Source organism: Streptomyces sp. NPDC023573, assembly GCF_055559735.1.
Genome location: NZ_JBVHKB010000004.1, coordinates 145,186 through 165,183, shown reverse-complemented (window position 1 = coordinate 165,183; position 19,998 = coordinate 145,186). Strand labels below are relative to the sequence as shown.

At 68.7% G+C, this 19,998-nt stretch carries 22 protein-coding genes; 10 read left to right on the top strand and 12 right to left on the bottom strand.

Translation table 11 applies throughout. From position 1 onward, the window contains the following. Nucleotides 1–22 precede the first annotated feature (22 nt). Nucleotides 23–1,528, top strand: a complete 1,506-nt coding sequence (locus tag ACZ32T_RS14685) for a glycosyltransferase family 87 protein (RefSeq protein ID WP_467367128.1) — start codon at nt 23–25, stop codon at nt 1,526–1,528. Between the two features lie 4 nt (nt 1,529–1,532). Here the strand turns inward: ACZ32T_RS14685 and ACZ32T_RS14680 are convergent, their stop codons facing one another. From ACZ32T_RS14680 to ACZ32T_RS14670, 3 genes are all read right to left on the bottom strand, one after another. Beyond that, on the bottom strand, nt 1,533–2,564 hold the full coding sequence (locus ACZ32T_RS14680; RefSeq protein ID WP_356709038.1) for an alanine racemase: 1,032 nt from the start codon (nt 2,562–2,564) through the stop codon (nt 1,533–1,535). Nucleotides 2,565–2,642: 78 nt separating this feature from the next. Next, complete coding sequence (locus tag ACZ32T_RS14675; protein ID WP_467271653.1) at nt 2,643–3,761, bottom strand: lipid II:glycine glycyltransferase FemX; 1,119 nt, start codon at nt 3,759–3,761, stop codon at nt 2,643–2,645. Nucleotides 3,762–3,935: 174 nt separating this feature from the next. Further along, a complete protein-coding gene (locus tag ACZ32T_RS14670) occupies nt 3,936–4,292 on the bottom strand; it encodes a hypothetical protein (RefSeq protein WP_467271651.1) in 357 nt (118 codons plus the stop codon). Nucleotides 4,293–4,576: 284 nt separating this feature from the next. Here ACZ32T_RS14670 and rpsF point away from each other — a divergent pair, with 284 nt between their 5' ends. From rpsF to rplI, 4 genes are all read left to right on the top strand, one after another. After that, a complete protein-coding gene (rpsF, locus tag ACZ32T_RS14665) occupies nt 4,577–4,867 on the top strand; it encodes a 30S ribosomal protein S6 (RefSeq protein ID WP_031090355.1) in 291 nt (96 codons plus the stop codon). A gap of 71 nt (nt 4,868–4,938) precedes the next feature. Further along, nucleotides 4,939–5,556 (top strand): single-stranded DNA-binding protein, encoded by a 618-nt coding sequence (locus ACZ32T_RS14660; RefSeq protein ID WP_375147162.1) that lies wholly within the window; start codon nt 4,939–4,941, stop codon nt 5,554–5,556. A gap of 42 nt (nt 5,557–5,598) precedes the next feature. Then, nucleotides 5,599–5,835 (top strand): 30S ribosomal protein S18, encoded by a 237-nt coding sequence (rpsR, locus tag ACZ32T_RS14655; protein WP_003967857.1) that lies wholly within the window; start codon nt 5,599–5,601, stop codon nt 5,833–5,835. Nucleotides 5,836–5,853: 18 nt separating this feature from the next. Beyond that, nucleotides 5,854–6,300 (top strand): 50S ribosomal protein L9, encoded by a 447-nt coding sequence (rplI, locus tag ACZ32T_RS14650; protein ID WP_014155197.1) that lies wholly within the window; start codon nt 5,854–5,856, stop codon nt 6,298–6,300. Nucleotides 6,301–6,470: 170 nt separating this feature from the next. On the opposite strand, the gene ACZ32T_RS14645 is transcribed toward rplI, so the two are convergent. Continuing rightward, a complete protein-coding gene (locus tag ACZ32T_RS14645) occupies nt 6,471–7,808 on the bottom strand; it encodes an MATE family efflux transporter (RefSeq protein ID WP_467367126.1) in 1,338 nt (445 codons plus the stop codon). A gap of 475 nt (nt 7,809–8,283) precedes the next feature. Between ACZ32T_RS14645 and dnaB the strand changes: the two genes are divergently transcribed. Continuing rightward, on the top strand, nt 8,284–9,741 hold the full coding sequence (gene dnaB / locus ACZ32T_RS14640) for a replicative DNA helicase (RefSeq protein ID WP_356709443.1): 1,458 nt from the start codon (nt 8,284–8,286) through the stop codon (nt 9,739–9,741). A 43-nt stretch (nt 9,742–9,784) separates the two neighbouring features. On the opposite strand, the gene ACZ32T_RS14635 is transcribed toward dnaB, so the two are convergent. After that, nucleotides 9,785–10,510 carry a dienelactone hydrolase family protein gene (locus tag ACZ32T_RS14635; RefSeq protein WP_467271648.1) on the bottom strand — a complete coding sequence of 242 codons (726 nt, stop codon included), beginning with the start codon at nt 10,508–10,510 and terminating at the stop codon, nt 9,785–9,787. Nucleotides 10,511–10,728: 218 nt separating this feature from the next. On the opposite strand from ACZ32T_RS14635, the gene ACZ32T_RS14630 reads away from it, so the two are divergent. Further along, nucleotides 10,729–12,108: a serine hydrolase domain-containing protein gene (locus ACZ32T_RS14630; RefSeq protein ID WP_467367124.1), complete on the top strand. Its 1,380-nt coding sequence runs from the start codon at nt 10,729–10,731 to the stop codon at nt 12,106–12,108. A 46-nt stretch (nt 12,109–12,154) separates the two neighbouring features. On the opposite strand, the gene ACZ32T_RS14625 is transcribed toward ACZ32T_RS14630, so the two are convergent. The 3 genes from ACZ32T_RS14625 to ACZ32T_RS14615 are packed head-to-tail and all read right to left on the bottom strand — an operon-like array spanning nt 12,155 to nt 14,298. Further along, the gene (locus ACZ32T_RS14625; RefSeq protein ID WP_467367122.1) at nt 12,155–13,318 is read right to left on the bottom strand and encodes a winged helix DNA-binding domain-containing protein; all 1,164 of its coding nucleotides are present in this window, start codon (nt 13,316–13,318) and stop codon (nt 12,155–12,157) included. Nucleotides 13,319–13,358: 40 nt separating this feature from the next. After that, a complete protein-coding gene (locus ACZ32T_RS14620) occupies nt 13,359–13,811 on the bottom strand; it encodes a GNAT family N-acetyltransferase (protein WP_467271642.1) in 453 nt (150 codons plus the stop codon). 28 nt (nt 13,812–13,839) lie between these two features. After that, nucleotides 13,840–14,298 carry a MarR family winged helix-turn-helix transcriptional regulator gene (locus ACZ32T_RS14615; RefSeq protein ID WP_467271640.1) on the bottom strand — a complete coding sequence of 153 codons (459 nt, stop codon included), beginning with the start codon at nt 14,296–14,298 and terminating at the stop codon, nt 13,840–13,842. Nucleotides 14,299–14,449: 151 nt separating this feature from the next. On the opposite strand from ACZ32T_RS14615, the gene ACZ32T_RS14610 reads away from it, so the two are divergent. Then, nucleotides 14,450–15,694, top strand: a complete 1,245-nt coding sequence (locus tag ACZ32T_RS14610) for an MFS transporter (protein ID WP_467271639.1) — start codon at nt 14,450–14,452, stop codon at nt 15,692–15,694. A gap of 192 nt (nt 15,695–15,886) precedes the next feature. Here ACZ32T_RS14610 and ACZ32T_RS14605 read toward each other — a convergent pair whose 3' ends face one another. The 4 genes from ACZ32T_RS14605 to ACZ32T_RS14590 form a co-directional block, all read right to left on the bottom strand. After that, a complete protein-coding gene (locus tag ACZ32T_RS14605; RefSeq protein WP_467367120.1) occupies nt 15,887–16,366 on the bottom strand; it encodes an NUDIX domain-containing protein in 480 nt (159 codons plus the stop codon). 52 nt (nt 16,367–16,418) lie between these two features. Further along, nucleotides 16,419–17,315 (bottom strand): LysR family transcriptional regulator, encoded by an 897-nt coding sequence (locus ACZ32T_RS14600; protein ID WP_467367119.1) that lies wholly within the window; start codon nt 17,313–17,315, stop codon nt 16,419–16,421. A 336-nt stretch (nt 17,316–17,651) separates the two neighbouring features. Next, nucleotides 17,652–18,776, bottom strand: a complete 1,125-nt coding sequence (locus tag ACZ32T_RS14595) for a cystathionine gamma-lyase (RefSeq protein WP_467367117.1) — start codon at nt 18,774–18,776, stop codon at nt 17,652–17,654. 65 nt (nt 18,777–18,841) lie between these two features. Beyond that, on the bottom strand, nt 18,842–19,219 hold the full coding sequence (locus ACZ32T_RS14590) for a phage holin family protein (RefSeq protein ID WP_467271631.1): 378 nt from the start codon (nt 19,217–19,219) through the stop codon (nt 18,842–18,844). A gap of 78 nt (nt 19,220–19,297) precedes the next feature. Here ACZ32T_RS14590 and ACZ32T_RS14585 point away from each other — a divergent pair, with 78 nt between their 5' ends. Together ACZ32T_RS14585 and ACZ32T_RS14580 are read left to right on the top strand one after the other, a co-directional pair. Beyond that, entirely contained in the window at nt 19,298–19,615 is a 318-nt protein-coding gene (locus ACZ32T_RS14585) for a cupin domain-containing protein (RefSeq protein WP_467271629.1), read from the top strand. Between the two features lie 144 nt (nt 19,616–19,759). After that, entirely contained in the window at nt 19,760–19,975 is a 216-nt protein-coding gene (locus ACZ32T_RS14580) for a DUF5326 family protein (protein WP_467271627.1), read from the top strand. Nucleotides 19,976–19,998 lie beyond the last annotated feature (23 nt).

Genomic DNA, 19,998 nt, shown 5'->3' with positions numbered 1-19,998 from the left:
CCCGTACGGCAGGATGTGCGGCATGCCAAGCGCAGAAGACACGAGCGTGCACCAGGAGCCGTCCGTCGTACCGCCCACGCGACAGGACGAGATCGCCGCGGCGGGCAGTGAACTGATCGGGGGGCCTGCGGGCCGCTGGGCACGGTTCGGCTCGGGACCCCTCACACCGGTGCGCGTCATCGTGCTCGTGATGATCGGGATGTTCGCGCTCGGCATGGTGCAGAAGGTCCCCTGCTACGACTGGGCGTGGTTCCGCGGGACCAGTTCGCAGTACACGCACGCCTGCTATTCGGACATCCCGCACCTCTACATCGGCCGCGGCTTCGCCGACGGCCTCGTGCCGTACTTCGACCGGCTGAGCGGCGACATGGCGTACCTCGAGTACCCCGTCCTGACCGGTCTCTTCATGCAGGTCGCGTCCTGGCTGACCCTGACGCCGTCCTCGGACCCCGCCCAGCAGCGCGAGCAGATGTACTGGATGGTCAACGCGGGCATGCTGATGGTCTGCGCCGTGATCCTCGCGGTGTGCGTCGCCCGTACGCACCGGCGGCGCCCCTGGGACGGTCTGCTGGTGGCGCTCGCACCGGCGCTCGCGCTCACCGCGACGATCAACTGGGACCTGCTCGCCGTCGCGCTGACAGCTGCGGCGATGCTCATGTGGTCGCGCGGCAGGAGCGTGGCCTTCGGAATCCTCATCGGCCTCGCCACCGCCGCGAAGCTCTACCCCGTACTGCTCCTCGGGCCCCTGCTGGTGCTGTGCTGGAGGGCCGGGAAGTGGCGGGAGTACGGGACGGCGCTCCTCGGCGCGGCGGCGGCCTGGCTGGTGGTCAACCTGCCGGTGATGCTGTACGCCCCCGAGGGGTGGAAGAAGTTCTACACGTTCAGCCAGGAACGGCAGATCGACTACGGCTCCTTCTGGCTCCTCATCACCCAGCGCACCGGCCGGCCCATCGACGTGTCCACGGTGAACACGGCCTCGGTCCTGCTGATGGCCGTGCTGTGCGCGGGCATCGCGGGGCTGGCACTGACCGCCCGGCACCGGCCGCGCTTCGCCCAGCTGGCGTTCCTCGTGGTGGCCGCCTTCATCCTGACGAACAAGGTCTACTCGCCGCAGTACGTGCTCTGGCTGATCCCGCTGGCCGCGCTCGCCAGGCCGCGCTGGCGGGACTTCCTCGTCTGGCAGGCCTGCGAGGTCATGTACTTCCTGGGGATCTGGTTCTACCTGGCGTACACGACGAGCGGTGACAAGCACCAGGGGCTGCCGCAGGACGGCTATCAGGTCGCGATCGTCCTGCACCTGGCGGGAACGCTGTACTTCTGCGCCCTGATCGTCAGGGACATCCTGAGGCCGGACCGGGATCCCGTGAGGCTCGACGGGTCCGACGACCCGTCGGGCGGGGTGCTCGACGGGTCGCCGGACCGGAAGACGTTCCCGCAGATGCGCGCTCATCCGGACCAGCACACAGCACCCGCGGCCGAGGGACCGCGGGTGGAGTGGGGCACTGCCGGAAGAACGGCCTCCGACTGAGGGGCTACCGGTCCACGAGGCGGTCGAACTGGGTGGTGGTGTGGCGCAGGTGGGCCACCAGTTCGTCGCCGACCCTCGGCTCCTGGGCGTCCGAGGGCACGAAGAGGATCGATACCTGCATGTGCGGCGGCTCGGCGAACCAGCGCTGCTTGCCCGCCCAGACGAACGGCGACAGGTTGCGGTTGACCGTGGCCAGCCCGGCGCGCGCGACGCCCTTGGCGCGCGGCATCACCCCGTGCAGGGCCTTCGGTGCCTCCAGGCCGACGCCGTGGGAGGTTCCGCCGGCGACGACGACCAGCCACCCGTCGGACGCGGCCTTCTGCTGGCGGTAGCCGAACCGGTCCCCCTTGGAGACGCGCGTGACGTCGAGCACCGCGCCGCGGTACTCCGTCGCCTCGTGGTCGCCGAGCCAGAGCCGTGTGCCGATGCGCGCGCGGAAGAGGGTCTGCGGGAACTGCTGCCGCAGGCGCGCCAGCTCCTCGGCCCGCAGATGGCTGACGAACATCGTGTGCAGCGGCAGCCGGGCCGCACGCAGGCGGTCCATCCAGGTGATGACCTCCTCGACCGCGTCCGACCCGTCCGTGCGGTCGAGCGGCAGGTGCAGCGCAAAGCCTTCGAGGCGTACGTCCTCGATGGCCGCGTGCAGCTGGCCCAGCTCCTCCTCCTTCACACCGTGGCGCTTCATCGAGCTCATGCACTCGATGACGACGCGCGCGCCGACCAGGGCGTGCACACCGTCCACGGAGGAGACGGAACGGATCACGCGATCGGGCAGCGGTACCGGTTCCTCGCCGCGGCGGAAGGGCGTGAGCACCAGCAGGTCGCCGCTGAACCAGTCCTTGATGCGAGCGGCCTCGTACGTGGTTCCGACGGCCAGCGTGTCGGAGCCGAAGCGGATCGCCTCATCGGCCAGGCGCTCGTGTCCGAAGCCGTAGCCATTGCCCTTGCAGACCGGCACGAGGCCCGGGAACTGGTCCAGTACGGACTTCTGGTGCGCCCGCCAGCGCGCGGTGTCGACGTAGAGGGAGAGCGCCATGGCCGGCCCGGAACCTTTCTGGTGGCTGCGGTGTGGGTGAGAGAGGGGTGGAACTGATGGGTGGTGGTCAGGATGCGCTCAGCGGCGCGACATGTACATATCGAGCGCCTTGTGCAGCAGCTTGTTGAGGGGGAAATCCCACTCGCCGACGTATTCGACGGCTTCCCCGCCCGTGCCGACCTTGAACTGGATCAGGCCGAAGAGGTGGTCGGTCTCGTCCAGCGAGTCGCTGATGCCGCGCAGGTCGTAGACGGTCGCGCCCATCGCGTACGAGTCGCGGAGCATGCGCCACTGCATGGCGTTGGAGGGGCGGACCTCGCGGCCGATGTTGTCCGAGGCGCCGTAGGAGTACCAGACGTGCCCGCCGACGACGAGCATCGTGGCGGCCGACAGGTTCACGCCGTTGTGCCGGGCGAAGTAGAGCCGCATGCGGTTGGGGTCCTCGGAGTTGAGCACCGACCACATGCGCTGGAAGTACGAGAGCGGGCGCGGCCGGAAGTGGTCGCGCACGGCGGTGATCTCGTACAGCCGCTGCCATTCGGCGAGGTCCTCGTAACCGCCCTGGACCACTTCGACGCCGGCCTTGTCGGCCTTCTTGATGTTGCGCCGCCAGAGCTGGTTGAAGCCCTTGAGCACGTCCTCGAGGGAGCGGTTGGCCAGGGGCACCTGGAAGACGTAGCGGGGCTGGACGTCGCCGAAGCCGGCGCCGCCGTCCTCGCCCTGCTGCCAGCCCATCTTGCGCAGCCGGTCCGAGACCTCGAAGGCGCGGGGCTCGATGTGGCTGGCCTCGACGTCACGCAGCCGCTTCACGTCGGGGTCCTGGATGCCGGACTTGATGGCGGCCGAGTCCCAGCGGCGGATGACCACGGGAGGGCCCATCTTGACCGAGAAGGCACCCTGCTGCTTCAGGTGGGCGAGCATCGGCTGGAGCCAGTCGTCCAGATTGGGGGCGTACCAGTTGATGACCGGGCCCTCGGGGAGGTAAGCGAGGTAGCGCTTGATCTTGGGCAGCTGGCGGTAGAGCACCAGCCCGGCACCGACCATCTCGCCGTTCTTGTCGAACCAGCCCAGGTTCTCCGAGCGCCATTCGGTCTTCACGTCAGCCCACGCCGGGACCTGGCAGTGACTGGCCGAGGGCAGACTCTGGATGTACGCCAGATGCTGTTCTCGGCTGATGGTCCTCAGGGTCAGGCTCATGCGGGGCGCTCCTCGGCAGGTGTGTCCCCATCGGTCAGGGGCTCCGGCTCTCGCGCCGAAGCCTACTGTGACCGAGGGGCGCCCGGCCCGGCCCGTCAGGACCGCACCGGGCGCCACCCGCGCGGGATTGCCGGGCCGCGCGCCCTGCGGGGCGGCCGGCCCCGGTTCTGCCGGTCAGGTGATGACGCCGCCGAAGAGGCCGCCGTGCGCCATGCCCAGGAGGAAACCGACTCCGGACGAGCCCATGCCCAGGATGAAGGCGAACCGCTGCCAGGTGGTCCTGGAGATGTACTGGCCGTAAGCGCCGGTCAGGATGCCGATCAGCCCTGCCCACGAGCTGAGCAGGTGCAGACTGTGGAACATCGCCGTCACGAACGCGAGGACGCCGAGGACGCCGGTCACCACCATCAGTGTTTCCTGGAGCGGGTGCGGCTTGCCGTCCGTGGCGAAGAGGGACCCGGTGGCCGGACGGGCATTGGCCACCCGGCCGGGTGCGGGCCGGCTGCCGGCGGGTCGGACTGTCTGTGCCATGGAGCACCTCCTGGCGGAAGGGCGGTGCGATGTAGCGCCTCTCACACCGCATCTGTCTCGATTGTGCGCCCTGAACACCGGATTTCAACCGGAAGCCGGTCTGCGGGTAGTCTGTACGGTCTGCACCGGTGTCTGCCTTGAGCCAGCACTGCAGCTCCCCTCGACTCCGAAGACGGGTGTTGTCAGTGGCGGCTGTTTTACTCGGAGACACTGATGCTTACGCATCACGACCCTCCTGCCACGGAACGACCGTGGCCGCTGAGTCCAAAGGAGGTGGGTTCCACATGCGTCACTACGAGGTGATGGTCATCCTCGACCCCGATCTCGAGGAGCGCGCAGTCTCCCCGTTGATCGAGAACTTCCTCTCCGTCGTCCGTGAGGGCAACGGAAAGGTCGAGAAGGTCGACACCTGGGGCCGTCGTCGTCTCTCTTACGAGATCAAGAAGAAGCCTGAGGGCATCTACTCGGTCATCGACCTGCAGGCCGAGCCTGCGGTCGTCAAGGAGCTCGACCGACAGATGAACCTGAACGAGTCGGTCCTCCGGACCAAGGTCCTCCGTCCCGAGATCCACTGAGCATCTAGCTCAGCGGTCATCGGGTTCGAGTAGCAAGCAGCCAGAAGCAATCCCCGCCGAGAGGTTCACCCATGGCAGGCGAGACCGTCATCACGGTCGTCGGCAATCTCGTCGACGACCCCGAGCTGCGCTTCACCCCGTCCGGTGCGGCGGTCGCGAAGTTCCGTGTCGCGTCCACTCCCCGCATCTTCGACCGTCAGACCAATGAGTGGAAGGACGGCGAAGGCCTGTTCCTCACCTGCTCGGTCTGGCGTCAGGCGGCGGAGAACGTCGCGGAGTCGCTTACGCGAGGCATGCGCGTCGTCGTGCAGGGCCGGCTGAAGCAGCGGTCCTACGAGGACCGTGAGGGCGTCAAGCGCACGGTCTACGAGCTGGATGTCGAGGAAGTCGGCCCCAGCCTGAAGAACGCCACGGCCAAGGTCACCAAGACCACAGGTCGCGGTGGCCAGGGCGGCGGCCAGGGTGGATACGGCGGCGGCCAGCAGGGTGGCGGCAACTGGGGCGGCGGTCCCGGTGGCGGTGGCCAGCAGGGCGGCGGCGGTGCTCCCGCCGACGACCCGTGGGCCACCAACGCACCTGCCGGCGGCCAGCAGGGCGGAGGCCAGCAGGGCGGCGGGGGTGGCTGGGGCGGAAGCTCCGGCGGCTCCGGCGGTTCCGGCGGCGGCTACTCGGACGAGCCGCCCTTCTAGGGCTGCTCGTACCCCACTTCTTGATCACACAGGAGAAACACCATGGCGAAGCCGCCTGTGCGCAAGCCTAAGAAGAAGGTCTGCGCGTTCTGCAAGGACAAGACCCAGTACGTGGACTACAAGGACACGAACATGCTGCGGAAGTTCATTTCCGACCGTGGCAAGATCCGTGCCCGCCGCGTCACCGGCAACTGCACGCAGCACCAGCGTGACGTCGCCACGGCAGTCAAGAACAGCCGTGAGATGGCGCTGCTGCCCTACACGTCCACCGCGCGATAAGGGAAGGGTGACCGAATCATGAAGATCATCCTCACCCACGAGGTCACTGGCCTCGGTGCCGCCGGCGACGTCGTGGACGTCAAGGACGGGTACGCCCGTAACTACCTGGTTCCGCGTGGCTTTGCCATTCGCTGGACCAAGGGTGGCGAGAAGGACGTGGCGCAGATCCGCCGCGCCCGCAAGATTCACGAGATCGCGACGATCGAGCAGGCCAACGAGATCAAGGCCAAGCTCGAGGCCGTGAAGGTCCGTCTGGCTGTTCGCTCCGGCGACGCCGGCCGCCTCTTCGGTTCCGTCACCCCGGCTGACATCGCCTCGGCGATCAAGTCCGCCGGTGGTCCGGACGTCGACAAGCGTCGCGTCGAGCTCGGCTCGCCGATCAAGACGCTCGGCGGACACCAGGTGTCCGTCCGTCTGCACCCCGAGGTTGCCGCGAAGCTCGGTATCGAGGTCGTTGCTGCCTAAGGGCACAGCTCAGCAGAGCTAGGTGAAGGGCCGCACCCCCCGGGTGCGGCCCTTCGTCGTTTCACGTGAAACCGCTCTGTCGTGTGAAATCGCTCCGTCGCTGTTGCGTGAAACCGCAGCTCGGTTTCACGTGAAACGGCGCACCCGGTTCTTGTTCAGGTGGACGCGGTTCAACGCGTGGCTCCGGTCACGATCCAGCGACCGGAGCGCATACGCATCCACAGCGTCACCAGCCGGACGGTCATCATCAGCGTCATAGCCCCCCAGAGAGCGGTGAGGCCGCCTCCGAAGCTGGGGACGAGTAGGGCGGCCGGAGCGAAGACGGCCAGCGTCAGGACCATCGCCCAGGCGAGATAGCGACCGTCGCCCGCGCCCATCAGTACGCCGTCGAGAACGAAGACCACCCCGCAGATCGGCTGGGAGAGAGCCACGACGAGCAGTGCCGGCAGCAGGGTGTCCTGCACGGACGTGTCGCCCGTGAAAAGGGGGACGAAAAGTGGCCGGGCGAGCACGATGACCACTCCGAGGACCACCCCCGAGCCGATCCCCCACTGGACCATCCGGCGGCAGGCCTCGCGGGCGCCCTTGGCATCGCCCGCTCCTAGATAGCGGCCGATGATGGCCTGCCCTGCGATGGCGATGGCGTCGAGAGCGAAGGCCGTAAGACTCCAGAGCGACAGGATGATCTGGTGCGCGGCGATATCCGTGTCGCCGAGACGGGCGGCGACGGCGGTCGCGATCATCAGGACCGCTCTCAGGGAGAGCGTACGGATCAGGAGAGGCACCCCTGCCTGGGCACTCGCTCGGATGCCCGCCGCATCGGGCCGTAGCGATGCCCCATGTCGACGGGCTCCACGGACCACGACGATCAAGTAGACGAGCGCCATGCCCACCTGGGCGATGACAGTGCCCCATGCGGATCCTGCGATGCCCAGCCCGGCCCCGTAGACGAGACCGGCATTGAGGGCTCCATTGGCGGCGAACCCGCCGATGGCCACGTAGAGCGGTGTCCGGGTGTCCTGCAGTCCGCGCAGGACACCCGTCGCCGCGAGTACCACCAGCATGGCGGGGATACCGAGACTGGAGATCCGCAGATACGTAATGGCATATGGGGAGGCGGTGTCGGACGCCCCGAAGATGTCGACCAGCCACGGCGCCAGCGGGAGGGTGACAGCGACAACAGCGGCACCGATCAGCAGGGCGAGCCAGATGCCGTCCATGCCCTGACGGATGGCGGACGCCAGATTCCCCGCGCCGACCTGGCGGGCGACCGCAGCTGTGGTGGCGTAGGCGAGGAAAACGAAGATGCTCACCGCGGTCGTCAGTAGGGCGGCGGCTACCGCCAGGCCGGCCAGTTGCGGGGTTCCCAGATGTCCGACGATGGCGCTGTCGACCATGACGAAGAGGGGCTCGGCAACGAGCGCGCCGAAAGCCGGAACGGCGAGTGCGACGATCTCGCGGTCATGCCGACGGCGGGAGGGTGGCTGTGCCGTGTGCGCCTGGGTCATGGGGTAAATCTAATCTTCCACAGGTAAGAGATGCAATGCCATGGAGGTCCTTACCTGGCCAGGGTTTCCTGGTTCACGGGAAGACCGTTTCCAGTGATCTCGAGCTGAGGGAAAAAGTTTTTCTCCCCCACAGCCGGTGGATTGAGAAACAGCAGGTCAGGAGCCTCTTTGTTGGGCGGGTATGAGTTTGTCCACAGTGCTGTCCCCCGGTCCGTGCACAGGATCGGATGAGTTCTCCACAGCATCTGGTCCGTCATCCACATGCCCTGTGGATAACCGGATTGGCTGACGGTGCGGACCGGCCTACCGTGGTGCGGCGCCCGCACTCCGTTCCGGCATGGAAATCCGCAGAACTTGACGCGCCGGAACCGGAGTCGGGCGTCTTGTTTGTCGGTGCCGTGCCGTAAGAAAGAGTGGCACGGTTAGGTCCGCGCAGCGGACGGGAGGAGGTGGCCCGGTGAGCATTCCCGAGCCTTTGGACGACCCCTGGGCCGATGTCGGTCCCAGTGACCGTCTGCCCGTTTCCCGTCAGCGCCGCGGCGAGGGCAAGGGGCGCGACGAGCAGCACGAGCGGGGCCGGGAGAGCGGCTGGGACGGCGGGTCGTCCGGCTTCGAGCGGGTGCCTCCCCAGGATCTCGATGCCGAGCAGTCGGTCCTCGGCGGCATGCTGCTCTCCAAGGACGCCATCGCGGACGTCGTGGAGATCATCAAGGGGCACGACTTCTACCGTCCGGCCCACGAGACCGTCTACACGGCGATCCTCGACCTCTACGCCAAGGGGGAGCCGGCCGACCCGATCACGGTGGCGGCCGAACTGGTCAAGCGCGGCGAGATCACCAAGGTCGGCGGAGCGCCGTATCTGCACACGCTGGTCCAGTCCGTGCCGACCGCGGCAAACGCGTCGTACTACGCGGAGATCGTCCACGAGCGGGCTGTTCTCCGGCGTCTCGTCGAGGCCGGCACGAAGATCACCCAGATGGGATACGCGGCCGACGGCGACGTCGACGAGATCGTCAACTCCGCGCAGGCCGAGATCTACGCCGTCACGGAGCAGCGCACCAGCGAGGACTACCTGCCGCTCGGCGACATCATGGAAGGTGCCCTCGACGAGATCGAGGCCATCGGCTCCCGCAGCGGTGAGATGACAGGTGTTCCGACCGGATTCACCGATCTCGACGCCCTGACCAACGGCCTGCACCCCGGTCAGATGATCGTGATCGCTGCCCGCCCCGCCATGGGTAAGTCCACCCTCGCACTGGACTTCGCCCGGGCCTGCTCGATCAAGAGCAACCTGCCGAGCGTGATCTTCTCCCTCGAGATGGGGCGCAACGAGATCGCCATGCGTCTGCTGTCCGCCGAGGCCCGGGTGGCGCTCCACCACATGCGCTCCGGGACGATGACCGACGAGGACTGGACGCGGCTGGCCCGCCGAATGCCGGACGTGTCGGCCGCGCCGCTCTACATCGACGATTCGCCGAACCTCTCGATGATGGAGATCCGTGCGAAGTGCCGTCGCCTCAAGCAGCGCAACGACCTCAAGCTCGTGGTCATCGACTACCTGCAGCTGATGCAGTCAGGCGGCGCCAAACGGGCGGAGAGCCGTCAGCAGGAGGTGTCGGACATGTCCCGAAACCTCAAGCTCCTCGCCAAGGAGCTGGAGCTTCCCGTCATCGCTCTGTCCCAGCTGAACCGTGGACCCGAACAGCGCACGGACAAGAAGCCGATGGTCTCCGACCTGCGTGAGTCGGGCTCCATCGAGCAGGACGCCGACATGGTGATCCTGCTCCACCGCGAGGACGCGTACGAGAAGGAGTCACCGCGAGCGGGGGAGGCGGACCTGATCGTGGCGAAGCACCGTAACGGCCCGACGGCGACGATCACCGTGGCGTTCCAGGGTCACTACTCCCGCTTCGTGGACATGGCTCAGACCTGACGCACCGGCTTCGTGGACGTGGCCGGGACCTGGCGCTCCCCGCTCACTCCGTCAGGGGCAGGCACTCGGCCAGCAGGCCGATGATGTCGCGCCAGGCTCGCTCGGCGTGCTGCGGGTGGTAGGCGACGCCGGGGAGCACGGTCTGGTCCACGGAGGGGTGGTGGAAGGCGTGCAGGGCCCCGCCGTAGACCATGAGGCGCCAGTCGACGCCCGCGGCCTGCAGCTCGGCGGCGAAGGCCTCCCGTTGCCGCGCGGGCATGATCGGGTCCTCCGATCCGACTCCCGCCCATACGGGGCAACGGATACGCGCCGCCTCGCCCGGCCGGCCCGTGGTGGTCGCGTTGACCGTTCCGATGGCGCGCAGGTCGACGCCGTCACGCCCGAGTTCGAGTGCGATCGCGCCCCCGGTGCCGTAGCCGATCGCGGCGATCCGGTGGGGGTCGGTCCGTGGCTCGGCGCGCAGTACGTCCAGTGCCGCGTGGCCGATGTCCCGCATCCGGTCGGGATCGGCGAGCAGGGGGGTCACGCGTGCCAGCATCTCCTGCGGGTCGGTGAACCAGCGCCCGCCGTTGATGTCGAAGGCCAGTGAGACGTAACCCAGTTCGGCGAGTGCGTCCGCCCGGCGGCGCTGGAAATCGTTCAGGCCCGGCCCCTCCGGACCGATGAGGACCGCGGGCCGGCGGTCGGCGCCCGCAGGGAGCGCGAGGTGCCCGACCATTGTGAGGCCGTCGGCAGGGTAGCGGACCGTGCGCGTGGTGACCGTTGTCATGACACGGGACTGTAGTGACGGCCGACCCCCGGCCTGGCCGGTATTAGCCCCCGGCAGAAGGGTTCGTGCGCGGGTCTGCGGCGGGGTGCTCGTCAGTACGTACCGCCGCACACGCTGACCGGACGGCTCGCCCGTGGCGACGCGGGAGGGCTCCTGCGTCGGCTCGTCGGCCGCCAAAAGGGTTCGTCAGGCTGACGAGGCGCGGGTCATGCTTGGGCATGACCTCTTCCGAGACCCTGCTCCCCAGCACCCGGCGTGCCCTGCTGCACCGTGTCGCCACCGCGCAGTCCGAAGGCAGGACGCCCTCCCTCGTCGCCGCCGTGCAGAGGGAGGGGAAGATCGCCTGGAGCGGTGCCCGTAGCTGTGTGGACGGCCACGAGCCCGACGGCGATACGCAGTTCAGGATCGGTTCCATCACCAAGACGTTCACCGCTGTGCTGGTGCTGCGCCTGCGCGACGAGGGACTGCTGGATCTGGACGATCCCCTGGAGAAGCACCTGCCGGGTACGGACGCCGGGCACCTGACTGTCTTCCAACTGCTGGGCCACAGCGGAGGTCTGGCGGCCGAGACGCCCGCACCGTGGTGGGAGAGGACCCAGGGCTCCACGCGCCCGGAGCTGGCGGATGTGCTCGGCGAGAGCCCGCTGATCCACCCGGCGGGCCATGGGCACCACTACTCCAACCCGGGGTACACGCTGCTGGGCTCGCTCGTGGAGAGGCTGCGTGGGGAGGCCTGGGCGAAGGTGTTGCGCCGCGAGGTTCTGGAACCACTGGGGATGGACCGTACGACCCCGGAGGCGCATGCTCCGCACGCGGGCGGCTGGGCCGTCCACCCGTGGGCCGATGTCATGCTGCCCGAGCCGGCGGAGGACCTCGGCCTGATGGCACCAGCTGGTCAGCTCTGGTCGACCACCACGGATCTGCTCCGCTTCGCGGCTTTCCTGGCCGAGGGTGACGAACGGGTTCTCCGCGCTTCCTCGGTCGCTGAGATGCGCGTTCCCGCGGCTCCGCCCGAAGCGGGTGACTGGGCCGGTACGTACGGCCTCGGGCTTCAGGTGGTGCGGGCCGGGAGCCGCACGCTCCTCGGCCATGCGGGATCGCTCCCCGGTTTCCTGGCCGCGCTGTGGTTCAGCGTCGAGGACGACGTGGCGGCCGTGGTGCTCTCGAACGCCACCTCGGGGCCCCGGGTCGGTGTGGTGGCTGCGGAGCTCGTGCAGATCGTCGCCGACGCGGAGCCGAGGATCCCGGAGCCTTGGCGCCCGCTGCCCGAGGTCGACGAGGAGCTGCTGGCGCTGACAGGGCCCTGGTACTGGGGCACGCAGGTCCACGCCCTGAAGCTGCTCGTGGACGGGGGCCTCGAGCTGCAGCCGTTGCGGGGCGCCGGCCGCGCGGCCCGGTTCCGGGCCCGCCCCGACGGGTCCTGGACGGGCCTCGACGGTTACTACGCGGGGGAGACGCTCAAGGTCGTACGCGCCGGTGACGGCACGGTGGACCATCTCGACCTGGGATCGTTCGTCTTCACCCGGCAGCCGTACGACCGGAGCGTGTCGATCCCCGGCGGTGTGGACGAGGGCGGCTGGCGAGGGCTCGCCCTCTGAAGGGGCGGGCCGGTGTTTCACGTGAAACGCCCTCGATCGAGCGGTGTCAGACCGTCAGTTCGCGTTCCAGAGGTGTACGGAAGCGTGGAGTGACCCGGGCGTCCCCGACCCACGCCGAGAGCCGGCCCGCCTCTGTCTCGATGAGCTGTGAAGCCTCCCGCCCCACGTCGGACAGCAGGCGCCACACCGGCTCGCCGTCCGCGCGCTGGGCCCAGCCACCCACGATGCTGCCGTTCCACCACACCGTGGGGCCGATGTTGCCGGCACGGTCGAAGAGGGCGGCTCGATGACCGGTGGACAGGTGGAAACCTCGGTCGGCCCAGCCCATCGCGCTCGGGTCGAGGCCGGGCAGCAGGGCCACCCAGGGCTCAAGGGAGGGTTCGGTGGCGACATCCCCGGCAGCGACCCAGCCGATGGACCCGTTGTCGAGCATGACCTCCTCGGCTCCGGCGGCGGCCAGGGCCGTGCGCGTCTCACGGACGCCCCAGCCGGTCCACCACTTCAGATCGCCTTCGGTCGCGGGCCCGTAGGAGAGGAGCCAGCGCCTGGTCACCTCGGCCCGGGCCTCTGCGGGATCCGAGGCGGGCCATGGTTCGGCCGCAGTCCAGCGGAACTGGCTGGAGGTCCATGAACCGCGCGGCCGGTCCCGCCGGATGCGCCCGTCGGCGGCCAGCACCCGGATCACCCGGGTGGCGATTCCCTGCACCGCTTCCTGCCTCGTCCCGGGAAAGACGGTGATCCTCGTGCGCAGAGCCGGCACGGCCGCCGACAGCTCGCTCCCTGTGGCATGGCCCCGAGCGGTGAGAGCGGCGAGCGTCCGGCGCTCGGTATCGGCAAGCCACCGCTCGTCGAGCCCCTGGCCGTCCTCCCGCAGCTGCTTGAGGAGCCGCCGGCGCTCCTTGGCGGCCACGGTCCGTGCGCTCGACGCGTCGACGGCGGGTGCGGCCGCCGTGGACACGGTGAACAGCGTGTTGCGCATGGAGAGCAGCCGCACCAGTGAGACGTCCTCGTAGAGCGCCTGCTCCACCGCCTCGACCCCGGGGTCGGTCAGCCGAGCACAGATGGAAAGGAAGACGGTGGCGGCGTCGGTCGCATGCAGGGCGACGACGGCGTCCGCCACCTCGACGGCGGAGGTCGCCCGTGCGGACGGGGCCAGCAGATGCCGCCGGCCGAGCCTGATCCTGCGCTGCTCGTCATCGATGTGGTGCACGTGATCTCCCTGCCTGCCGAGCTGGCCGCAACCCTGCGGTTCAGAGGGTGAGTTTGAAGCCCACATGGCTCGCGGTGAAGCCCAGCCGCTCGTAGAAACGGTGAGCGTCCGTGCGGGTGGCGTCGGAGGTCAGCTGCACCAACTGGCAGCCCTGACGCCTGGATTCATCGACGGCCCACTGGATGAGCTGCGTGCCGAGGCCACTGCCGCGCTCGTCCGCGTGGACGCGGACGCCCTCGATGAGGGAGCGGGTCGCACCACGCCGGGACAGCCCGGGCACGATCGTGAGCTGGAGGGTTCCCACGACGCGGCCCTGGCGCACGGCCACGGTCAGATGCTGGTTCGGGTCGTCGGCGAGCCGCCGAAACGCCGCGTGGTACGGAGCGAGGTCGTCCGGGGACTCGCGCTGCGCGCCCAGTGGGTCGTCGGCGAGCATGGCCACGATGGCGGGGATGTCCGCGAGTGCCGCGGGACGTATGTCGAGATCGCTCATGACCGGCAGACTACGCAAACCGGCCGGTTCAGGCAGGGACCTTCAGTGCCTCGACCGTCCGGACCAGCGGGGCGAGCTCCGGATTCTCGGCAGCCTCGTCGAGAGCGGCGCGGAGCGCGGTGTCGTTGGTCGGCCGCGCCTCACTCAGCAGCGTGAGACCCGCTTCGGTCACGTCGGTGTAGATCCCCCGCCGGTCCGTGTCGCAGAGGTAGCGGGTGAGGAGTCCCCGGTCCTCGAGCCGGGTGACCAGCCGCGTGGTGGCGCTCTGGCTCAGCACCACGGCGTCCGCCACCTGCTTCATCTGCAGGTGCCCGCCGGTACCGCTGTGCTGGCGGCTCAGGACGTCGAGCAGGGAGAACTCACGGGCGCTGAGGCTGTGGCCAGTCTGCAGGGCCCGTTCGATGCGGGCCTCGATCTTCCCGTGGAGCAGGGAGAGCGCGCACCAGCTCTGGGCGAGGGCCGTCAGTGCGGGATCTGTCGCTGTCATGGTCTCTCCTCCGTACGGGAGCTGCTTCCCTCAGCTGCTCCCTCCAGGATAGGGCACCTACGCAATAGCCCGCGCTTGCAATTAAACAGCGTCTGCAATTATTGTTTCCGCTCGTAAGACGCAGGCGCAATCTTCTAGGAGGGTCACTCCCATGCCGCTCGCGCTCCTCGCCCTCGCCATCGGGGCCTTCGGTATCGGCACCACCGAGTTCGTGATCATGGGGTTGCTTCCCGATGTCGCGGCGGACTTCCAGGTTTCGATCCCGACCGCAGGCTTCCTGGTCACGGGCTACGCATTGGGGGTGGTCCTCGGCGCTCCGCTGATGACCGCCCTGTCCACCCGGGTGACCCGGAAGCGGATGCTGATGCTCCTGATGGGGCTCTTCATCGTGGGGAACGTCGTCTCCGCACTCGCCCCGACCTTCGGTGTGATGCTGACCGGACGAGTGATCGCCTCACTCGCCCATGGTGCCTTCTTCGGTATCGGATCCGTTGTCGCGGCGGATCTGGTCGCTCCGGAGAAGAAAGCCGGTGCCATCGCCATGATGTTCACCGGGCTCACTGTCGCCAACGTCGTGGGAGTCCCGCTGGGGACCTTCATAGGCCAGACCCTCGGCTGGCGCGTCACGTTCTTCGTCGTGGCGGGGCTCGGCGTCCTCGGCCTCCTCGGCGTGGCGAAGCTCGTTCCTGAGCAGCCCAAGCCCCAAGGGGGGCGAATCCGCCACGAACTGGCCGCGTTCCGCAATGTGCAGGTTCTGCTCGCCATGGCGATGACGGTCCTGGGCTTCGGCGGCGTATTCGCGGCGATCACCTACATCACCCCGATGATGACGGAGACCGCCGGCTTCGCGACGTCCTCCGTCACCTGGCTGCTGGTCCTCTTCGGGCTCGGGATGGTCGGCGGGAACCTGCTCGGCGGGAAGTTCGCCGACCGCCATCTGATGCCGATGCTGTACGTGTCGCTCGGTGCGCTGGCCGCGGTCCTGGCCCTGTTCACGCTGACCGCGCACAACAAGATCACCGCCGCGGTGACGATCGTCCTCATCGGAGCTCTCGGCTTCGCGACCGTTCCGCCGCTCCAGAAGCGCGTTCTCGACCAGGCGGCCGGTGCGCCCACCCTGGCCTCTGCCGTCAACATCGGGGCCTTCAATCTCGGAAACGCGCTCTCGGCGTGGCTCGGCGGCATCGTGATCGCGGCCGGGTTCGGTTACACCGCACCCAACTGGGTCGGCGCCGCCCTAGCGGCGGCCGCGCTGCTTCTGGCGGTGCTCTCCGGTGCTCTCGAGCGGCGTGCTGTCACACCAGGCCGACTTCTTGCCGCGCAGACGGCTGAGCCTGCCGCGCCCGTCGGTCCCGGCGAGTCGGCCCCCACGGCTTCAGTACCGATGGCGCGGTGAGGCCCGTCCAACTCACGGGCACTGCTACGGGGGCGACAAGGACGCAGCAGCGTCCAGGACACGGAGTGGTTTCACGTGAAACACGGCGCCGATCGCGGAGTGCGCGGTGATCTGACAGCGAACGTATCCCCGGCCGCTGGCCTCGGCGTGTGCTGGAGTAACCCTGCCTGTGCCGTACCCGCCCCGGCCGGATCAGCCCAGGTCGGGGGCGAGCGTCGCCCGCACGCCCTCGATATTGCCGTCCAGGTAGTGCCGCAGCGACAGGGGTACGAGATGCACGGCCGCGATACCGATACGGCTGAAGGGCACGCGGACGATCTCGTACTCACCGCATGGTTCGTCGATTTCCGGTCCATGGCGACGCGACAGGTCCATCGAAGCCAGTCGGCAGACGAAGAAGTGCTGCACCTTCACGCCCTTGACGCCGCCACCGGCGATGTGTTCGACGGTGTCCACGAAGCAGGGCACGACGTCGAAGATCTTGGCGCCGAGCTCCTCGTCGACCTCGCGGTGCAGCGCGTCGACGACGGTGGCGTCCTCCGGCTCCACTCCGCCACCCGGCGTGATCCAGTACGGGTCGACCCCTGGCTTCGTGCGCTTGATCAGGATGAGGTCATCGCCGTCGAGGAGGACGGCGCGGGCAGTGCGCTTGACCACTGGACGTTCGGTCATGGCAAGAGAGTGGCCCAGGAAACCTGATCTGAAACTCCTCTCGGCCGACCGGTCACCAGTCGACGGCGGCGCGCACCAGCCACTCGTGCGCCCGCGCGATGTGCGGGAGACCGAGTGTGCCGGTCCTCGCGATGAGGAAGTAGGTGCGCAGTGGTGGAATCGGCGGGTCGAGGAGTGCCACGACCTCCCCCCGCTCCAGCGCGTCCTCGCACAGATAGCGCGGCAGCACGGCGAGGCCGGCACCCGCTGCCGCGCACTCCAGAACTGCACGGAGGTCCGGCGCGATCACGGCGGCGGAGGGTGCGGGGCGGCTGTCGAAGACCGTCGCCCAGTAGCGGGAGACGAGAGGGAGGCTCTCGTGTACCTCGACCACCGGCAGCTGCTCCAGGAGTACGGAGCCGTTGTGGCGCAACGCGCCGGGCCCCAGGCGCCCTGCCCAACGCGGCGCGGCGACCAGTACGTGCTCCTCGTCGCAGAGTGTGGTCGACGTCAGCAGCCCACCGCGCGGACGGGCCGTGGTGATGGCCATATCATGATGTCCGGCCGCCAGCCCTTCCAGGGTTTCCTCGGAGTTCGCGACGAAGGTGCTGCGCAGCGCGAGCCCCTGGGAGATCAGCGGGGCGAGGGCGGGCAGAGCCCGTACGGAGGTGAACTCCGGGGGGCCCGCCAGGTGCAGTGTGCGCGTCCCCGCCTCCGCGTCGAGCTCCACCTCGACGATGTCGACCAGGGCGTCCAGGTGAGGGGCGGCCCGGTGGGCCAGTTCGTCGCCGACGGTGGTCGGGGTCACCCCGCGGGCCCTGCGGAGGAAGAGCGGGCGGCCCAGCTGACGCTCCAGTGCGCGTATCTGCGAGGTGACGGCCGGCTGGGACAGCCCGAGCAGGGCGGCGGCCCGGGTGAATGATCCGGCCCGGTGCACCGTGACGAATGTGCGCAGCAGGGCCAGGTCCATGGTCCGCCCCCTCCAGCTCTCGCGGCACCGCGCAGTCCCGCACCGTCGCTCACGGCGACCCCAACTATAAATATGTCGATAGGTTGCTGTCGCTACTGTGATTGGACACTGACGCAGAGTCAACTAGCCTTGTCCAAGCGGTTCTCGGCGTAGGAACCGGGGTGGTCCGAGTCACGAGGGGGGAGGCTCGGACCACTCGTCCGGAGCAGGACCGGTCGGGTTGACGGGGACGCCCGTCCCGGACCGGTCCTGCCAGGACCGAAGGATCTGAAAGGGGCGGACGGGCCCGATGGGGACCCACGGGCCCGACAGGGATCGCGGGGCTGAAAGGGAAGGTCAGCGCGCGGCGGCGTCCAGCGCCCGCTCCACGTCCGCCAGCAGATCCTCGGGGTCCTCGGCACCGACCGAGAGCCGGATGAAGCCCTCCGGCACGGCGTCCCCGCCCCAGCGAGCCCGTCGCTCGGCGGTGGAGCGCACGCCGCCGAAGCTCGTCGCGTCGTCGACCAGGCGAAGCCCTGCCAGGAAGCGCTCCGCGGTCTCCTTGTCCGCCAGCACGAACGAGACCACCGAGCCGAAGCGCCGCATCTGCCGGACCGCGGTGGGATACGAAGGGTCCTGGGGCAGCCCCGGGTACCGCACTCCCGCCACGTCCGCCCGCTTGGCCAGGGCCTCGGCCAGTGTCAGGGCGGTCGCGCACTGACGGTCGGTCCGCAGCTGCAGCGTGGCCAGCGAACGGTGCGCGAGCCAGGCCTCCATGGGGCCGGGAATGGCGCCGACCACCTTGCGCCAGCGCCGTACTCCGGCTGCCAGCTCCGGGTCCAGGCAGCTCACATGGCCGAGCAGGATGTCCCCGTGCCCGGTCATGCCCTTGGTGTCACTCGCCACCGAGAAGTCCGCCCCCAGTTCGAGGGGACGCTGGCCGAGAGGGGTGGCCAACGTGTTGTCGACCGCCACCAGGACATCCGAGGCGTGGGCGGCCTCCACCAGCCTGCGCACGTCGCAGACGTCGAGACCGGGGTTGGAGGGGGTCTCGATCCACAGCAGCTTCGCTCCGTCGAGCAGTTCCAGCTGGGCGTCCCCGCCGGTCGGAGCGGTCCGCACCTCGACGCCGTACGCCTCCAGCTGCTCCCGCACCAGGGGGAGAGCCTGATAACCGTCGTTCGGCAGGACGACGGCGTCCCCCGTGCGCGCCTGGGACAGCAGCACGGACGAGATCGCGGCCATCCCGGAAGCGAAGACCGTGGTCTCCACCTGCTCCCCCGGTGCCTCCAGCTCGCCGATGGCGCGCTCGAGGTGGGTCCAGGTCGGATTCGTCTCCCGGCCGTAGGTGTAGGGGCCGACCGGCTCGCCGGACAGATGGAAGTGCGCGGCGAAGACCGGACCGGGAAGGGTGGGCTCGTACTGCTCCGGTTCCGGCAGGCCCGCTCGTACCGCCCGTGTCCCGTCGCCCGTGGTGCTCATGTCGCTACCTCATCTCTCCCCGGCGTCCACCGGTCCGTTTCTGCACTGTGTCATCAAGGGGCGCATCAGTCCTCGTCGGGGAGCACCACGTTGAGCGCCCAGGAGACGACCGAGATGATCAGCCCGCCCAGGACCGCGGTCCAGAAGCCTTCGACATGGAAGCTCACGTCGATGACGCCGGCCAGCCACGAGGTCAGCATCAGCATGAGGGCGTTGACCACCAGTGTGATCAAGCCGAGCGTCAGGATGAACAGGGGCAGGGTGAGCAGCTTCACCACCGGCTTGACGATGAAGTTCACCAGACCGAACAGCAGGGCCACCACGATCAGGGTGAGCACCTTGCGCCAGGTGTTGCCACCGGTCAGCGTGATGTCCTGGAGCAACCAGATGGCTACGGCCAGCGCACCCGCGTTGGCGATCGTCTTGACTACGAAATTCTTCATGTGTCTGATCGTGGCAGACATGATCTGTGGCGGACACCGCCGGAGCAGAGCAGCACGGGTACGAGGGGCGGACGGACGATGAAGGCATTCAGACTGGACGAGCTGGAGACGGAACGCGCTGCCAACGACGGCGCCTATCTGCAGTTCATCCGGGAACGCAACATGTCCGTGGGGCTGTATGCCCTGGACGCCGGCGCGCTCGACCCGCAGCAGCCGCACAAGCAGGACGAGGTCTACCTCGTCATGAGCGGCCGCGCCTCGATCACGGTCGGTACGGAGACCACGCAGGTGGCTCGGGGGAGCGTCGTGTACGTACCGGCGGGCGCCGCTCACAAGTTCCACCACATCACCGAGGACCTCAGAGTGATGGTGATCTTCTCCCCGCCCGAAGGCTGACCCGGTTTCCCGGGGGCGGGGGCTCTCGCGTCCCGATGTTCCCTAGGGGATCGCTCAGGGGACTTCAAGGGCTCCCGGACGCCCGCCGGCCACCCCCGCGCCTCTAGCATCGAGACAGGTACTCACAGAGACGAGGTAGCGGCGATGGCGGTACGGGAGATTTTCGCGGGGATGCCCTGGTGGGTGAAGTGGGTCGCGGTGCCTCTCGTCGCGATCGTCGTGTTCGGCGGCCTGATCGCCAGTGTGGTCGGGTTCGTCATCGGACTGCTGTTCAAGGCGCTGGTGTTCGTCGTCCTCGTGGGCGGCCTGATCTTCGTCGTACGGAAGTTCATGTCCTCGTCCGAGCGCAGCGACTGGTAGGAGCCGCGGCCGGGCGACCGGGC

What these genes read in the sequence shown, in the direction of transcription:
- ACZ32T_RS14645 (WP_467367126.1), bottom strand. Translation starts at nt 7,808, where the DNA reads ATGACCCAGGCGCACACGGCACAGCCACCCTCCCGCCGTCGGCATGAC.
- ACZ32T_RS14605 (WP_467367120.1), bottom strand. Translation starts at nt 16,366, where the DNA reads ATGACCGAACGTCCAGTGGTCAAGCGCACTGCCCGCGCCGTCCTCCTC.
- ACZ32T_RS14590 (WP_467271631.1), bottom strand. Translation starts at nt 19,219, where the DNA reads ATGAAGAATTTCGTAGTCAAGACGATCGCCAACGCGGGTGCGCTGGCC.
- rpsR (WP_003967857.1), top strand. Translation starts at nt 5,599, where the DNA reads ATGGCGAAGCCGCCTGTGCGCAAGCCTAAGAAGAAGGTCTGCGCGTTC.
- ACZ32T_RS14595 (WP_467367117.1), bottom strand. Translation starts at nt 18,776, where the DNA reads ATGAGCACCACGGGCGACGGGACACGGGCGGTACGAGCGGGCCTGCCG.
- ACZ32T_RS14675 (WP_467271653.1), bottom strand. Translation starts at nt 3,761, where the DNA reads ATGAGCCTGACCCTGAGGACCATCAGCCGAGAACAGCATCTGGCGTAC.
- ACZ32T_RS14580 (WP_467271627.1), top strand. Translation starts at nt 19,760, where the DNA reads ATGGCGGTACGGGAGATTTTCGCGGGGATGCCCTGGTGGGTGAAGTGG.
- rpsF (WP_031090355.1), top strand. Translation starts at nt 4,577, where the DNA reads ATGCGTCACTACGAGGTGATGGTCATCCTCGACCCCGATCTCGAGGAG.
- ACZ32T_RS14620 (WP_467271642.1), bottom strand. Translation starts at nt 13,811, where the DNA reads ATGAGCGATCTCGACATACGTCCCGCGGCACTCGCGGACATCCCCGCC.
- ACZ32T_RS14630 (WP_467367124.1), top strand. Translation starts at nt 10,729, where the DNA reads ATGACCTCTTCCGAGACCCTGCTCCCCAGCACCCGGCGTGCCCTGCTG.
- ACZ32T_RS14660 (WP_375147162.1), top strand. Translation starts at nt 4,939, where the DNA reads ATGGCAGGCGAGACCGTCATCACGGTCGTCGGCAATCTCGTCGACGAC.
- ACZ32T_RS14680 (WP_356709038.1), bottom strand. Translation starts at nt 2,564, where the DNA reads ATGGCGCTCTCCCTCTACGTCGACACCGCGCGCTGGCGGGCGCACCAG.
- ACZ32T_RS14615 (WP_467271640.1), bottom strand. Translation starts at nt 14,298, where the DNA reads ATGACAGCGACAGATCCCGCACTGACGGCCCTCGCCCAGAGCTGGTGC.
- ACZ32T_RS14670 (WP_467271651.1), bottom strand. Translation starts at nt 4,292, where the DNA reads ATGGCACAGACAGTCCGACCCGCCGGCAGCCGGCCCGCACCCGGCCGG.
- ACZ32T_RS14600 (WP_467367119.1), bottom strand. Translation starts at nt 17,315, where the DNA reads ATGGACCTGGCCCTGCTGCGCACATTCGTCACGGTGCACCGGGCCGGA.
- ACZ32T_RS14610 (WP_467271639.1), top strand. Translation starts at nt 14,450, where the DNA reads ATGCCGCTCGCGCTCCTCGCCCTCGCCATCGGGGCCTTCGGTATCGGC.
- rplI (WP_014155197.1), top strand. Translation starts at nt 5,854, where the DNA reads ATGAAGATCATCCTCACCCACGAGGTCACTGGCCTCGGTGCCGCCGGC.
- ACZ32T_RS14585 (WP_467271629.1), top strand. Translation starts at nt 19,298, where the DNA reads ATGAAGGCATTCAGACTGGACGAGCTGGAGACGGAACGCGCTGCCAAC.
- ACZ32T_RS14685 (WP_467367128.1), top strand. Translation starts at nt 23, where the DNA reads ATGCCAAGCGCAGAAGACACGAGCGTGCACCAGGAGCCGTCCGTCGTA.
- ACZ32T_RS14635 (WP_467271648.1), bottom strand. Translation starts at nt 10,510, where the DNA reads ATGACAACGGTCACCACGCGCACGGTCCGCTACCCTGCCGACGGCCTC.